At 66.9% G+C, this 15185-nt stretch carries 11 protein-coding genes and 2 pseudogenes; 4 read left to right on the forward strand and 9 right to left on the reverse strand.

Going from position 1 to position 15185, the window contains the following annotated elements:
- The first annotated feature begins 183 nt into the window (after window positions 1-183).
- Genes OHB12_RS08135 through OHB12_RS08145 form a run of 3 tightly spaced genes read left to right on the forward strand, consistent with a single transcriptional unit; the run spans window position 184 to window position 2899 of the window.
- A complete protein-coding gene (locus OHB12_RS08135) occupies window positions 184-1656 on the forward strand; it encodes an NAD-dependent succinate-semialdehyde dehydrogenase (protein WP_327117654.1) in 1473 nt (490 codons plus the stop codon).
- Entirely contained in the window at window positions 1653-2714 is a 1062-nt protein-coding gene (locus tag OHB12_RS08140; protein ID WP_327117656.1) for a tartrate dehydrogenase, read from the forward strand. Before OHB12_RS08135 ends, OHB12_RS08140 begins: the two co-directional genes overlap by 4 nt.
- Window positions 2715-2770: 56 nt before the next feature.
- On the forward strand, window positions 2771-2899 hold the full coding sequence (locus OHB12_RS08145; RefSeq protein ID WP_327117658.1) for a hypothetical protein: 129 nt from the start codon (window positions 2771-2773) through the stop codon (window positions 2897-2899).
- A 73-nt stretch (window positions 2900-2972) separates the two neighbouring features.
- On the opposite strand, the pseudogene OHB12_RS08150 reads toward OHB12_RS08145, so the two are convergent.
- From OHB12_RS08150 to prpD, 8 genes and pseudogenes are all read right to left on the reverse strand, one after another.
- Window positions 2973-3348 (reverse strand): annotated as a pseudogene (locus OHB12_RS08150) (enoyl-CoA hydratase-related protein); the annotation flags it as partial.
- A 173-nt stretch (window positions 3349-3521) separates the two neighbouring features.
- Window positions 3522-3773, reverse strand: a pseudogene (locus tag OHB12_RS08155) (SDR family oxidoreductase); the annotation flags it as partial.
- A gap of 30 nt (window positions 3774-3803) precedes the next feature.
- Window positions 3804-4037, reverse strand: coding sequence for a hypothetical protein (locus OHB12_RS08160; protein ID WP_327117660.1), 234 nt, complete (start codon window positions 4035-4037; stop codon window positions 3804-3806).
- A 10-nt stretch (window positions 4038-4047) separates the two neighbouring features.
- On the reverse strand, window positions 4048-5361 hold the full coding sequence (locus OHB12_RS08165) for a S8 family serine peptidase (protein WP_327117662.1): 1314 nt from the start codon (window positions 5359-5361) through the stop codon (window positions 4048-4050).
- A 371-nt stretch (window positions 5362-5732) separates the two neighbouring features.
- Window positions 5733-8702 carry an AfsR/SARP family transcriptional regulator gene (locus tag OHB12_RS08170; protein ID WP_327117665.1) on the reverse strand — a complete coding sequence of 990 codons (2970 nt, stop codon included), beginning with the start codon at window positions 8700-8702 and terminating at the stop codon, window positions 5733-5735.
- Window positions 8703-8779: 77 nt separating this feature from the next.
- Complete coding sequence (locus tag OHB12_RS08175) at window positions 8780-9904, reverse strand: bifunctional 2-methylcitrate synthase/citrate synthase (RefSeq protein ID WP_327117667.1); 1125 nt, start codon at window positions 9902-9904, stop codon at window positions 8780-8782.
- A complete protein-coding gene (prpB, locus tag OHB12_RS08180; protein ID WP_327117669.1) occupies window positions 9904-10818 on the reverse strand; it encodes a methylisocitrate lyase in 915 nt (304 codons plus the stop codon). Before prpB ends, OHB12_RS08175 begins: the two co-directional genes overlap by 1 nt.
- Complete coding sequence (prpD, locus tag OHB12_RS08185) at window positions 10815-12320, reverse strand: 2-methylcitrate dehydratase PrpD (protein ID WP_327117671.1); 1506 nt, start codon at window positions 12318-12320, stop codon at window positions 10815-10817. The genes prpB and prpD overlap by 4 nt, the downstream gene beginning before the upstream one ends.
- 154 nt (window positions 12321-12474) lie before the next feature.
- On the opposite strand from prpD, the gene OHB12_RS08190 reads away from it, so the two are divergent.
- Window positions 12475-13902, forward strand: coding sequence for a short-chain fatty acyl-CoA regulator family protein (locus OHB12_RS08190; protein ID WP_327117673.1), 1428 nt, complete (start codon window positions 12475-12477; stop codon window positions 13900-13902).
- Window positions 13903-14303: 401 nt separating this feature from the next.
- Here OHB12_RS08190 and OHB12_RS08195 read toward each other — a convergent pair whose 3' ends face one another.
- Complete coding sequence (locus tag OHB12_RS08195) at window positions 14304-15107, reverse strand: aminoglycoside adenylyltransferase domain-containing protein (RefSeq protein WP_327117675.1); 804 nt, start codon at window positions 15105-15107, stop codon at window positions 14304-14306.
- Window positions 15108-15185 lie beyond the last annotated feature (78 nt).

A 15185-nucleotide genomic window follows, 5' to 3' on the forward strand; every position in this document is an offset into this window, starting at 1 on the left:
AGCGAAATCGAGTGTCTGACTGGTGTCCGAAGACATCGCCTGCGTGTCGGAGACGGGACGGGCGGCTCGGGCATTCACCGCGAGCGACCGCATCCGCCGCCGACCGTTGTAGGATTGTTGACAATCTCTATAGCATGACGTGGAGGGGTCGGGCAATGCCGACCGTTGTCAGGAGGGAACACCATGCTCACGGAAGTCGAGCTCACCCCGGCCGAACGCGCCGCGATCGATAGCGTGCCGACCGGCCTCTACCTCGGCGGCCGGTGGCGCGAGACGGCGACGACAATGCCTGTTATCGACCCGGCGACCGGACGGGAGCTGTGCGCGGTCGCCGATGCCTCGCCGGAGGACGGTATGGCCGCACTCGACGCCGCCGCGGCCGCGCAGCACGACTGGGCGCACACCCCGCCGCGCGAACGCAGCGACATCCTGATGCGCGCGCACCGGATGCTGCTCGACGACGCCGACCGGCTGGCCCTGATCGCCACACTCGAGATGGGCAAGCCGCTCGCCGAGGCGCGCGGCGAAATCGGCTACGCCGCAGAGTTCTTCCGCTGGTTCGCCGAGGAGGCAGTGCGACTTGACGGCGGCTACATGACCGCGCCCGCAGGCGGCTCCCGGTTCCTGGTCGCGCGGCAACCGGTCGGACCGAGTCTGCTCATCACACCCTGGAATTTCCCGATGGCCATGGGCACCCGCAAGATCGGGCCCGCTCTGGCGGCCGGCTGCACCTGCGTAATCAAACCGGCCGAGCAGACACCGCTGTGCACCCTGGCGCTCGCCGAGATCCTGCACGCGGCCGGAGTGCCAGCCGGGGTGGTCAACGTAGTCACCACCTCGGATCCGGAACGCCTGATGACGCCCATGATCCTCGACGAACGCTCCCGCAAACTGTCGTTCACCGGTTCCACCGCAGTAGGCAAGAAGCTGCTCGAGCAGTGCGCGCGGACGGTCATGCGCACGTCGATGGAGCTCGGCGGCAACGCGCCGTTTCTCGTCTTCGACGATGCCGATCTCGACGCGGCCGTCGAGGGAGCGCTGGCGGCGAAGATGCGCAATATCGGCCAGGCATGTACCGCGGCGAATCGAATCTTCGTGCAGCGCGGGGTGATCGACGACTTCGCCGATCGGCTCGCCGCACGGATGGCGGCGCTGCCGCTGGGACGCGGCACCGAGCCGGGTGTCGTCGTCGGACCGCTGATCGACGCCGACGCCGTCACGAAGGTGACCAGTCTGGTGGCAGACGCCCGCGCACGCGGAGCCCGGGTACTGCTCGGCGGTGATCCGATCGACGATCCCGGAAACTTCTATCCCCCGACGGTTCTGGTCGATGTGCCCGATGACGCGCAGATGTGCCGCACCGAGATCTTCGGACCGGTCGCGAGCATCACCGGTTTCGACACCGAAAGCGAGGCGGTGAGCCGCGCCAACGACACCCCGTACGGACTGGTGGGCTACGTGTTCACCGAGAGTCTGCGGCGCGGCCTGCGCGTCTGCGAGGCGCTCGAGACCGGCATGGTCGGGTTGAATCAGGGTGTGGTGTCTAATCCCGCCGCGCCGTTCGGCGGGGTCAAGCAATCCGGGCTCGGCCGCGAAGGCGGCCTACTCGGGATCGACGAATTTCTGGAGACCAAGTACATCGGGGTACAGCTGTGAACTCGTACCGTATTGCGACCATTCCCGGCGACGGCATCGGCGTCGACGTGACCACCGAGGCTGTCAAGGTCTTGGACGCCGTACTCCTTGGCATCGAATGGACCGAATTCGACTGGTCGTGTGAGCAATATCTGCGCACCGGCGCCATGATGCCGCGGGACGGGGTGCAACTGCTCGCCGGATTCGACGCGATCTTGCTGGGCGCGGTGGGCTTCCCGGGCGTGCCCGACCATATCTCGCTGTGGGGCTTGCTGATCCCGCTGCGGCGGGCCTTCGGCCAATACGTGAACCTGCGTCCGGTCCGGCTACTACCCGGCATCGAATCGGCGCTGCGTGACCGCCGCGCCGAGGATCTGGACATCCTGATCGTGCGGGAGAACTCCGAGGGGGAATACTCCGAGATCGGCGGTATCCACAACCTCGGACGGCCCGAGGAGTTCGTCCTCCAGGAGTCCGTATTCACCCGGGCGGGCTGCGAGCGGATCATCCGCTACGCGTTCGACCGGGCCCGCGAGCGTCGCGGCGATCTGTGCTCGGCCACCAAATCGAACGGGCTCATCCACTCGATGCCCTACTGGGACAGCGTCTTCGACCGCATCGCCGCCGAATACCCCGACGTACGAGCCCGGCAGATGCACGTCGACGCACTCGCCGCCGAGATCGTCCTGCACCCCGACCGCCTCGATGTCATCGTCGGCTCGAACCTGTTCGGCGACATCCTCTCCGACCTCGCCGCCGCGGTCACCGGCGGCCTCGGCCTCGCCCCCTCGGGCAACATCAACCCCGACCGCGCCGCACCGTCTATGTTCGAATCCGTCCACGGCAGCGCACCCGACATCGCCGGCCAAGGCATCGCCAACCCCATCGCCCAGATCCTCGCCGCCGCCATGATGCTCGACCACCTCGGTGAAACCAAAGCCGCCACCGCCATCGACCACGCCGTGGCAGAAATACTGGCCGAAGCCTCGATCCGCACCCCCGACCTCGGTGGCACCAACACTACGACCGAACTCGGCACAGCAATCGCCGAACGCGCCCGGAAACTGGCCGACCGCTGAACCGCATGTGCTTGCTGGTCCGAGCCCGGGAGGCACCGTGGTGATTTGTCATCGACATGGCGACTGAGGTGTTCCTGCGCCGCGGTGCTGATACGGGACAGCCGACCGTTCTGGTCGACCTCGACGTGAATCCACCGATGGTCACCGGCGGCATCGGCGAATTGGTCGCCCCTGCTCCTGAGTGATCTGCTGCCAGGGGCTGGCGCCCAGCTCGGTTCCGACGAGTGCGTTCAGTGTTGATTGTTCTCATGGGCGTCCTCAGCGTCCGACGAAGTGTGCTCGGGTGCAGGTGCGGAACGCTTGCACTCCGATTCCGGCATCCTCGGTTCCGAACAGTTTCCGCACGGTCGGCACGAGGTTCGGCTTCGGCCGCCGCGACACTGTCCCGCTGGGCGAGACGGGCATTGTGCAACGTGGCTCGGACTCCGAGGGGTGCTTGTCGAGCGATAACCTGGGCGATCTCGATCGCGCGGCGCACATGGGTATCGTCGGGGACCACCGCTCGGACGATGCCGATCCGGCGAGCCTCGGTGGTGTCGAATTGCTCGGCGGTGAGCATCCACCACATGGCGTTTCCCCAACCCGCGGCTCGCGGGAAGCGGATGGTTGCGCTGCCGAACGGATAGATGCCGCGCGCCGTTCCCGTCCAAGATGATGGCCTCGACGTTGGAGCAGGTCGGTGACCGACCCTCGCCCGACACCGGCGTGACGTGCTCTACGCCATGCCCGGAAACAAACAGCGAGAGCGTTACCGCAGAGGGTGCGCTGCCGCACGCGGTAGATGCTCAGCTCCGGGGCGATTTCGCCCGGTGCCGCGAGCCGGTCGAGCGGGGTGGCCGCCATTCGCGCCGCGACCTGTTCACCGACCACGGCCAACAACATTTCGCTTCGAGTCGGGCCGGGCGCGACGGCGTTGACCCGGACGCCCGCCGGGCCGAATTCGGCCGCCCAGGTGCGTGTCAACGACTCCAACGCCGCTTCGGTACTTCGCCGCGATCGGCTCGAACCGGTCCGCTCTCGGTGACAGCCACGGCCCCGTGACAGCCGAGTTCGGTCCACCCGAATCGACTTCGGCTGAGTCCGGGGCGGCTACTCGGCGCTCGGCTCGATGCGCGGGTCGGCGAAGACGGCGATACCCGCGCCGTCGGCCGCCGCCAAACGCGCCGCGATGGCGTCGGTCACCCGCAGGGCATAGAGATCCCGAGCAGGATCGAGGGCGACCAAGCCGTAAGCGACGTCGACATCGCTCACGGCAAGTCCCAACTGCTGAACCGCCGCGGTCAGGGTCGCATCCCGCGGAAGTCGAATCGTGAGCAACGGCATACCTTGAACGCTACGCGCGCGTCGCCGTGCGCCGCAGTTCCGCGAGGATCGCGTCGGCGTCGGCGACGCCGTACCCGTAGTCGTAGTCATACCCGGCGGCGGCGCGATTGGTCGCGGTGCGTTGCAGCAGCGCGCGCAGTCGGGCCGGCGCCAGTTTCGCCGCAGGCCATTCGGTGCGGATCGCCGTGATCAAGCCCGCCGCGACCGGGCAGGCCGCCGACGTACCGGTGTCCGGTTCGTCTGCGCCGAACGCCGTCGATCCGAGGAAGTGGGTGTAGGCGCAGATATCGGGCTTGCGGTCGGTCAGGCGGCCCGGGCCCTGGGAGGAGTAGCCGACACGCGTGCCGGTGGTGTCGACGCCGCCGACGGACAGGACGCTCGGATGCGAGTTGGCGCCGGTGATCGGTTTGTCCGGGAAGGCGCAGCGACCGTCCGGGCAGTCACGTCCGCAATTACCCGCGGCGAAGACGATGTCGGCACCAGCGGCTTCCAGCGAGCCGATGATGATGTTGAACGGATGCGACGGATTGTCGGAGTAGTTGCCGGGCTGCCCGACGGGAAAGTCCCACTGTGGTGAGAACGATCCCCAGCTGTTGCTGACCACCAGGGCTCGCGATGCGGCGGGCTGATCGGTCAGAACCGTGCGCAAATGGGCGTAGGCGGCGACGGCGTCCGACAGCAAACCCTCCATGACGGACTTTCCGCGTTGCACGCTGCGCATGACCGGGATGTCGAGCAGCGCGGCCTGAGGTGCCGCGACGAGTGCGTCGAAGGCACACATCGTCCCGTGCTCGACGGGGAATTCGCCCGCCGTCCCGGTGACTCCGGGCGGATTCCAACTGCGCTTCTTGTCGATGTTCACCGGCCCGCTGCGGACTTCCGTGACACGCTTCGCGTTGATGCCGGTGTCGACGATGGCCAATGCGACTGCTGCGCCGGTCAATCCGGCCGCCGCCAGGTCCTCGACGTGCAGCAGCGAGCCGACATCGTGCCAGTTGCCTACCGCCGCGTTGTCTCCGCAGGTGAGACTGGTCTGGATAACCGGATCCGCGAAAACACCCGTGACCGTGCGGGATCGGGACAACGCCGCGACCTCGTCATCGGCGATCTCGCCACGCACCAGCACCGATGCGTCGGTCGGTGCCAGAGAGTAGGACAGCTGATCGGTGCCGGTCGGCCGCGGCATCGCGACGGGCGCGAAGGATCGATCGAGGACGAAGCCGGGCAGTTCGTCGATGACATCGGAAGGACTGACAGTGACAGCGGGATCGGCCACTGCGGCAACCAGTTCGGCAGCGGGACGAAGCTGAATCAAAACGCGCATGACTGAGATACTGCCGTTGCGGGCAAAGAAATTCCTGACAACTGCGGGAGCTCGCTGCAACCGGATGAAACCGGTGCGGACGACTGCGGCGGCGCGCACCGCACACCCGCAACTCAGGCTCGACCACCGGCAGGCAGTCCGGGCCGGGTCTATCCAGACGACACGAGCGGCCCATCCCCCTTTTCCTCACCGCCGACAAGACCGACGCGCTACTGTCCGTCCTAGATCGCATGCCCAGGCTCGGCCGCCGGGACCAGGCTACTGGCCTCGCCTACCGAACCGGACTGCGCGGCACTGGCTCACATGTCTGCTGCCCGCGGACCGGGTGGAGAAACTCGATCACGCGCCGGGATGGCGGGCTGGGCCGCGAGTTACCGAGGTGGCGGGGCCAATCTGTCGGTGTAGCGCTGCCAGCCGAATCCTGCCGTGGCATGCGCGGTTCGGACCTCGTCGGCGAGCTGTTCGGCGGTGGGGTCGCCCTCGGCTCGGCGCAGCGCCACCTCGATCGTTCGATGCGCCAACCAGGCCACACCGACCGAATGCTCACCCATCCGACTGTGTGCCGCGGCGCGGAATTCATCCAGGTGTTTGCGCGCCCGCACCAGTTCCCCCGCGGCCAGCAGCACATCGGCTAGGTCGACGCGCGCCAGTCCCATCGCCTCTTCCTCGTGGGCGAGGGCGGCTCGGCAGTAGCTTTCCGCGGCGTCGAACTCCCCGCCGGCCAAGGCGGCGGCGGCCCGGGTGAGGTCGTTGAGCGGCAGGATTTGCCGATCGTCCAGTCGCCGTGCGTAGGTGTCGGATTCGGCAGCGGCCGCCAACGCGTCCTTGGTCCGTCCCAACGCGAGCAGGGCCTTGGCTTCGTTGCTCAGACCCCGCGACAGCCCGTGCTCGTCGTCGTGAGCCCGGTCCACCGCGATGGACCGGCGATAGGCGGCCAGCGCACCCGCCGAATCCCCCGCATACAGCAGCGCCGTGCCGAGCGCGTCGGAGAAGGACGCGGCCTGGGTTGCGCGCGGAGACAGCCGCTCCCCCTCGCGCAACCTCGCGACCGCCTCGGGCAGTTTGCACCGCTCGATGTCGACAATGCCCCGGTAGTAACGCACGGTCTGGGCAAGATCCTCGTCATCCGACGGTTCGGCGAGCTGTTCGGCTCGGTCCAGGAGTTCCGCGGCGGTGTCCAATGAACCCACCATCAGTGCGTGAAACCCGTTGTGGCTCAGAGCATGTGCGCGCTCAGCGGTGGTGACGCCGGGAGCGTCGACCAAGGCATCGTAATGGCGCCGGGCCTCGCGGAACCAGGCCCGGGCCAGCCAGGGCACGTGCATGTCCAGCGCCAGGCGCAGGCCGTCCGCGGCGCGTGGGGTGCCCGAGGAATTCTCCAGTGCCGCCGAGATATTCGCCCATTCGGCGAACACGGCGGCCACATCGGCCGCGTCGGCGAAATCCTCCGGCTCACCGATGTCCCGCACCAGCTCCCGACACCAGTCGAGATGTCGACTTCGGGCCGCCTCGGTCTCGCCAGCACGGGCAAGTTGCGTCTGCGCGTAGTCTCGCACGGTCTCCAACAACAGGAACCGTCGATTCTCGCCATCGGCGTGCACAGTTACCAGGCTACGGTTCACCAGGTGCGCCAATGCTGGTGCAATATCGCCGATTTCGAGCTTGCCGTCAGGTATCACCGATTCGGCCGCTTCCAGCGTGCAGCCCCCGGCGAAGACGCCGAGCCCGCGCAACACCATCCGCTCCCGGTCATCCAGCAGCTCATGACTCCAGTCCAGCGCCATCCGCAGGCTGCTGTGTCGGCCGGCCACCGCGTCCCGTGGTCCGCCCACCAGCAGCCGTACCCGATCGTCGATGCGCCGGGCCAGCTGGGAGATCGTCAACACCCGGGTGAGACCCGCGGCAAGCTCGATGCCGAGGGGAAGCCAGTCCACAGCCGCGCAGATGGTCACCAACTGGGAACGCTCCTGCGCCGTCAGCAGTCTGTCCAAGCCCGCTCGCTGCGCGAACAATGCCACGGCGACACCGCGATCCAAGGGGCCCAGCGGATACACCGACTCCCCCGACAGCCCGAGCGGCCGCTGTGAGGTGACCAGCAGACTCGGTCCCGTTGTTCCACCGAAATTCTCGCCATGGCCGAGCAGCGCGGCGGCGAGTTCCGCGAGCGGCTCGACCAGGTGCTCGGCATTGTCGATCACCAGCAGTGGGCGGTCGAGGCCGTGCACGGCGGCGGTCATGGCCGCCACAGGATCAGCGCCTGCCCTCTTGTCCGTCACGGCCAGACCGCTCGCCTCCAGCGCCGCCGATACCGCATGCGGCACGTCCTCGGCGCGACGCAGCGGTGCCAGCTCGACGAATACCACTGTGCGCCCGGCGCGGGCGGCGATGCGCGCGATCTCCACGGCCAGCCGCGACTTCCCCGCACCCGCCACCGCGACCACCGTCGTCAACCCCGGAACGCTCACGCGGGCCGCGACTGTGGCCAACTCGTGCGCCCGCCCGACGAAGCCGGTGGCCGACCTGTCCCGGTCGTTCGTCTCCTCGTTCTGCGTGGGCGGCGGCCCCGGCGCAGTGGATACGAACCGTGTTCTTGGCATCAGATCCGGATCGTGGTTCAGGATCCGAAACTCCAACTCCGCGGTGGCAGGAGCCGGATCCACCCCCAACTCGTCGGCGAGAGTCCGGCGTAGCCGCGCCAGGCGCTCCAGCGAATCTGCTTGTCTGCCAACTCGATACAACGCCAGGGCCAGTAACCGGCACAGTGGTTCATGCAGTGGGTGCCCCGCCACCAGCCCGGTCAGTTCGGCGAGCACTTCCCCGCCTGCCCCCAGTTCCAAGGTGGCATCCAGCCCAGCGACCGTCAGCTCCAGCCGCCAGTCGTCGAGTCGCTCGCCCTCCGCTGCCGCGTACGGCACTGCCCGCAGATCGCCGAGCGACGGCCCACGCCACAGTGCCAACGCCTGCCCGGCCGCAGCCGCGGCCGCGGCGTGGTCGCCCGAGCGGCGGGCACGGTGCAGCTGCTCCACCGCCGCCCGTGCCACGGTTAGGTCGCGGGCCGTCACCGTGGTGTGGTATCCGGCGGGTGTGCGCCCGACCAGGTCGGCGTGCGGGCCCAGCGCGGATCGCAGCCGCGACACCACCACCCGCAGCCGTTGCACGGGCCGCTCGATATCCCGCCCCCAGAGGTCCTCGGCCAACTGGCCGTCCGGAACCGGAGTCCCGGCCGCCAATGCCAATCGGACAAGGAGGGCACGCTCCAACGGACGATCCAGGGTGACTTCCGCTGTCGCGGCCACCACCCGCACCGGCCCCAGCACCAGCACATCCACAACGACAAGCATGCCTCGAGACATCGCGGCCGGGGGCCGGACCGGCCGGCCGCGACCGCGGTCAGGGGGCAGGGGGCAGGGGGCAGGGGTCAGGCGACGACCGATCGCTGTGGCACGCCGACGTATTCGCTCAGCGGCCGGATCAGCGCGTTGGACTCGCCCTGTTCGATGATGTGCGCGGCCCAACCGGTGATCCGGCTCATCACGAAGATCGGGGTGAATACCTCGATATCGAAGCCGAGCAGGTAATACGCGGGACCGGTCGGGAAATCGAGATTGGGCTTGATGCCGGTCGCCTCGTTCATCGTACGTTCGAGGATTTCGTACATCTGAACCCACTTGTGGCCGTCGGTGGCGGCGGCGATGTCGACGAAGGCCTTCTTCATCGTCGGCACCCGGGAGTCACCGCTTTTGTAGACCCGGTGCCCGAAACCCATCACCTTGTCCTTCTTGGCGAGCTTGCTGCGCAGCCACTGCTCGGCAAGGGCAGGATCGTCGACCTCGAGCATGTCGTGCATGACCGCTTCGTTGGCGCCGCCGTGCAGCGGACCCTTGAGCGCTCCGATGGCCGCGGTCACCGCGCTGTAGATGTCCGACAGCGTCGAGGTGACCACCCGTGCGGCGAAGGTCGAGGCATTGAAGCTGTGCTCGGCGTACAGAATCAGCGACACCTCGAACGCCTGCACCAATTCCCGAGACGGGATCTTGCCGAAGCACATGTTCAGGAAGTTTTCGGCGAATCCGAGATGGGAATGGGGGGCGATCTGGTCTTGACCGTGGCGGCGGCGGTGATCGGCCGCGACGATGGTCGGCAGCACCGCCATCATCCGTAATGCCTTGGCGCGGTTGGCCGCCGGGCTGTTGTCGTCCTCGGATGGGTCTTCGGCGCCGAGGTAGCTGATCGCGGTGCGCACCACATCCATCGGAGGGCAGTTCTCTGGCATCTTCGCCACGAGCGACAGCAACGACCGGTCGGCGCGGCGGGCGGCGCGCTCCTGCTGGCAGAACCGTTCCAGCTGAGCGTCATTGGGCAGTTCGCCGTTCCACAGGAGATAGGCGACCTGCTCGAAGCTGCAATGTCCGGCCAGATCCTGCACGGCATAGCCACGGTAGGTCAGCGAGTTGGTTTCCGGCACCACCTTGGAGACGGCGGTGGTGTCGACGACGACACCGGCGAGACCCTTGTAGATCGTCGGTATGGCAGTCTCCGTCATCACTGGTTCCTTCCCAGGCTGAAATTGAAGATGTCGGAATCGAACTCGTTGTAATGCTGATAGTCGAGCAGTTCGTAGAGCCTGCTGCGGTGCTGCATCCGATCGAGCAAGCCGGCTTGGGTGCCTTCGGCGAAGATTTCGCGCAGACCGGCTTCGGCGGCCCACATCGCCAGGCGCAGCGTGGAAACCGGGTAGATCACCGCGTTGTAGCCGAGCGATTCCAGGGTGGCCGCCGTGAGCAGTTCGGACTTGCCGAACTCGGTCATGTTGGCCAGCAACGGAGTCGAAACAGCGGCACGGAACTTCGCGAATTCGCCTTCGTCCGACAGCGCTTCGGTGAAGATCAGGTCCGCGCCCGCGTCGGCGTAGGCCTTTGCCCGTTCGACGGCGGCGTCGATGCCCTCGATCCCGGCGGCGTCGGTGCGCGCGCAGATCACGAAATTCGGATCCCGCCTCGCGGATACGGCCGCACGCAGCCGGCGCACCATTTCCTCGGTGGGCACCACGGCCTTGCCGTCCAGGTGGCCGCAGCGTTTCGGGTTGACTTGATCCTCGAGATGACATCCCGCGATCCCGGCGTCCTCGAGGATCGTCACGGTGCGCGCGGCGCTCATCGGCTCACCGAAACCGGTGTCGGCGTCGATGAGCACCGGCAGGTCGGTGACCCGAGCGATCTGCTGCCCGCGCGCGGAGACCTCGCTGAGTGTGGTGAGCCCGATATCGGGCAGCGCGAGATCGGCCGAGACCACCGCGCCGGAGACATAGACGCCGTCGAACCCGATTTCCTGGATCAGCTTGGCCACCAACGGGTTGAACGCGCCGGGGAACCGCTGGATCGTGCCCGAGGCCAAGCCCGCACGGAATGCCGTGCGTTTGTCGGCGGCCGAGGTCGCCGCGGCGAGTATCCCGGTCATCGGAACAGCCCCTTCGGCAGCCGAGGTGCGCGCGCGAGCACCTCGTCGGACACCGTGAACGACAGCTGGGACAGTTCGGCTGCGCTCAGTTCGGCGGTGCGCTGGGCGAGGTCGAGGAAGCGGTCCTGTTCGGAAGGCGCGATCACCCCTTCCGCGAGGGTGCGGAACTTCGCGATGTACTGCTCGCGGGCGAACGGCCGGGCACCGAGGGGGTGTGCGTCGGCGATCGCGAGCTCGTCGACGACGACCTCACCGCTCTTCAGGGTGACTTCGGCGCGCGCGCCGAAGGCCTTCTCGGTCGGGTCGGTCGAGTGGTAGCGGTGCGTCCACTCCGGGTCCTCGGCGGTGGAGATCTTGCGCCACAGCTCGACGGTGTCGGGCCGCTCGGCGCGTTCGGGCGCGTAGGAGCGCTCGTGATGCCAGGTGCCGTCCTGTAGGGCGACCGCGAAAATGTACATCACCGAGTGGTCGAGGGTTTCGCGGGAGGCGGTGGGGTCGAACTTCTGCGGATCGTTCGAGCCGGTGCCGATGACGACGTGGGTGTGGTGGCTGGTGTGCAGCACGATCGAAGCGATCTGATCCAGATCTTCGATCCGGTCGCGCATGCGGCGGGCCAGATCGATCGGGGCCTGACTCTGGTACTCGGCCGAATGTTCCTTGGTGTAGGAGTCCAGGATCGCCCGCTTCGGCTCGCCCGGACCCGGCAGCGGTACCGAGTACTCGACGTTCCGGCCGCCGAGCAGCCATGCGATCACACCGTCCTCGCCCTCCCAGATTGGCGACGGCGCACCCTCGCCGCGCAGCGCGCGGTCGACGGCCTCGACGGCCATCTTGCCCGCGAATGCCGGCGCGTAGGCCTTCCAGCTGGAGATCTCGCCCTTGCGGGACTGGCGGGTCGCGGTGGTGGTGTGCAGCGCCTGCCCGATGGCCTGGTAGATGGTCTCGGTATCGAGTCCGAGCAGGGTCCCGATCCCCGCGGCAGCGGAGGGCCCAAGGTGGGCGACGTGGTCGATCTTGTGCTCGTGCAGGCAGATCGCGCGCACCAGGTCGATCTGGATCTCGTAGCCGGTGGCAAGGCCGCGGATCAGATCCGCGCCGCTGCGCCCGGTGTGCTGGGCCACAGCCAGGATCGGGGGAATGTTGTCACCGGGATGGGAGTACTCCGCCGCCAGGAAGGTGTCGTGGAAGTCGAGTTCGCGCACCGCGACACCATTGGCCCAACCCGCCCACTCCGGGGAGTAGCTGCCGCCGACACCGAATACCGCCGCGCCCGGCTGGTAGGGGTGGGCTTGCGCCTGGGCGCGGGCGTTGGCGACCGGGCGCCGCGTCAGCGACGCCGCCGCGACCGAGGCGTTGTCGATGATCCGGTTGATGATCATCTCCGCGGTCTCCGGCCCCACCTCGACCGGGTCGGTGGCGACCTCGGCGACGCGCCACGCGAGGTGTTCTTCGCGGGGGAACTGCTCGGCGGAGCGGTGGGTGCGAACGAGATGATTCTTCACCGTCGGAATCCTCCAGACATCGATGCATGTGACCTATTTCGCACGCTACACACAACTAATCGCTGCGGAAACACCTCGCAAATGCCTATTTTTGCGGAAGCGAATCAGCAAGGTTGTGAAAATTGTGTAAGTCGGTGGTGCTAGATTTCGGGTTATGCAGAAGATGTATGCGGGTGGACGGCTGCGTGCGCTGCGCGAGCAACGTGGACTGACTCAGACCGCGCTGGCCGCAACGCTCGGACTGTCGATCAGCTACGTCAACCAGCTCGAAAACGATCAGCGGCCGCTGACCGTGCCGGTGCTGCTGCGACTGAACTCGACCTTCGATCTGGATATGCAGTTCTTTGCCGCCGACACCGACGCGCGTCTGCTGGCCGACCTGCAGGAGGTGTTCGCCGAAGACCCCGAAGGCGCGTCCATCTCGACCACCGAGATCGACGAATTGGTCTCCCGTATCCCGGCGGCGGCACGGGTCCTGGTCGGCATGCACCGCCGACTACGCGGCGCCATCGATCAACTCGAACGCGTCTCGGCAGGCATCGATACTTCGGCACACGACTCGACGACCACCATGCCGTACGAGGATGTCCGCGACTTCTTCTACGACCACCGAAACCACATCCCCGAACTCGATACCGCAGCCGAAGAGCTTTTCGCGCGAAGGGGACTCACACTGGGCGGATTGGATCTGCAGCTGACCCGGTTGTTGCGGGAGGAGCACGAAATCGCGGTCGCGATCCGAACCGACGACCCCAGCCGGCCTGGGCCCAAACGCACCTTCGACCCCGACACCCGAATCCTCACCCTGGCCCGACGGCTCTCGGCGGGCCAGCGCGCATTCCAGCTGGCAACCCAGCTGGCGTTCCTGACCCGATCCGACACCATCAATGCTGTTATCGCACAGGCGGATTCGCTGGCCGCCAGGTCTCGTGGTCTGCTGAGGGTCGGGTTGGCCAACTACTTCGCTGGTGCGCTGATCCTGCCCTACACCGCGTTCCACGACGCCGCGGAGGCGCTGCGCTACGACATCGACCTGCTGTCGGCGAAGTTCGAGGTCGGCTTCGAGACCGTCTGCCACCGTCTGTCGACACTGCAACGCCCCGGCAAGCGCGGTGTGCCGTTCCTGTTCGTCCGCACCGACCGCGCGGGAAATATTTCGAAACGTCAGTCCGCCACTGCATTTCACTTCTCACGGGTAGGTGGCAGCTGCCCGCTGTGGGTCGTTCACGAAGCCTTCGCGACACCGGGACGTATTCGCACACAGATCGCCCAAATGCCCGACGGCCGCCGATACGTGTGGCTGGCACGCACCACCGACGAGAGCACACCGGGCTACCTCTCACCCCGGCGTGATTTCGCTATCGGGCTGGGCTGCGATCTCAGCTATGCGCACAAACTCGTCTACTCCCACGGCTTGCCGATCGAGGACCCGAGCACTGCCATCCCGATCGGTCCCGGCTGCAAAGTATGCGAACGCCTCGACTGCGCCCAACGTGCGTTTCCGCAACTGGGCAGACCCATCCGGGTCGACGAGAACAACGCCCTCAACATTCCTTACACACCGACCGATCACCGGCCCTGACCAGAACGTCGCAGCGCTTACATCCTCAGACGTCTGATGCGTCGTCCTCGATCGCCCGGACGACCCAGAAAGGCACGCGGAGCGATCGTCGAATCGAACTGGTCTACCGCCGCACCCCGAGGGCGCCGAGAACGCCCTGTTCGCCTACATCCGTGGCTGGTCCAACACCCAACGCATCCAAAACAAACTCGGCTGGCGATCACCCGAAGACCCGCGTTTTCCTCGGCCAAACCCGGGTCGAGGGCCACCGTCGCCCACCACTGCTCCCAATCCAGCGCTCCCATCGCGCGGGCCCGCTCCTGATGAGATTTCTGGATGACTTCGTCTACGGCATTCAGCATCGGTCTCCACCAACTTCGGCACAGCAACCCAGACTTTTGCAACATTGCTGAGTGGTCCGGTCAGGTGGCGGTTGTTTCGGCGGCGGTTTCTTCGACACGTTCGCCTACCCAGAGCAGGAAGGTTCGCACGTCGGCGGTGGGTAGCGCGAGTGCCGCCGTGCGGGGGCGCTGGAAGCTGCGTAGTCCGGTTTCGATGAGGGGCTGGAAATCGCTCTCGGACGTCGCGATCATCTGTGCAGCTTTGCGCTTGGCCAGCCAGCGGCCCGTGCGGCAGAACGCTACCGAGCGGCAGCCATTGAGCACCTGGTTGTCGGGCAGGTGGCCTTCCCCGTTGGTGTGCTCGCGAACCGACGCCAGAATCGCGGCGAAGAGGTCGCGCCGTTTCGGTTCTGCCATCACCTGCCGCACGGGGCTCCCGTAGAGGAGACACCCGGTCTGATGAGCGATGGAGCGATCGATGACGTACCAGAAGGGTGGTGATTGCGTCGAATCGAAGCTGGCGCGGTTCGACAGGAGCGGGCCGGTATTGAGATCCAGGAGGTACCCGGCCTCATCGGACGGACGGACGACGAAGTCCGAGTCGTAAACCACCAACTCCAGCCCGGCCGCGGGACAGGGCAGGGCGGGATGGGCGAGTGATTCGGCCAGTTCGCGCACAGCCTGCCCGGGAAGAGACGGGTCGACGACGACTGTCACATCGACGTCGCTGCGCCCGTGTCGATAGTCCTCGAGTGCGATGGACCCGACCGCGAAGACGCTGACGAGATGAGGCCCGCAGACGGCGCCGGTGCGCTGAACAAGGTCTGCCAGGTAAGGACGCAGCTCGGTGGGGAGGGATTGTGGGTCCACGAGAGTGCCGGTCATTCGGCCAGTATCCAGCAGGGCTCCCCCACCGCCACTGCGGCACCGAATCGGACCAGTGCGCACAACCGAACCGACCTC

It is taken from the genome of Nocardia sp. NBC_01730, assembly GCF_035920445.1.
GTDB lineage: Bacteria > Actinomycetota > Actinomycetes > Mycobacteriales > Mycobacteriaceae > Nocardia.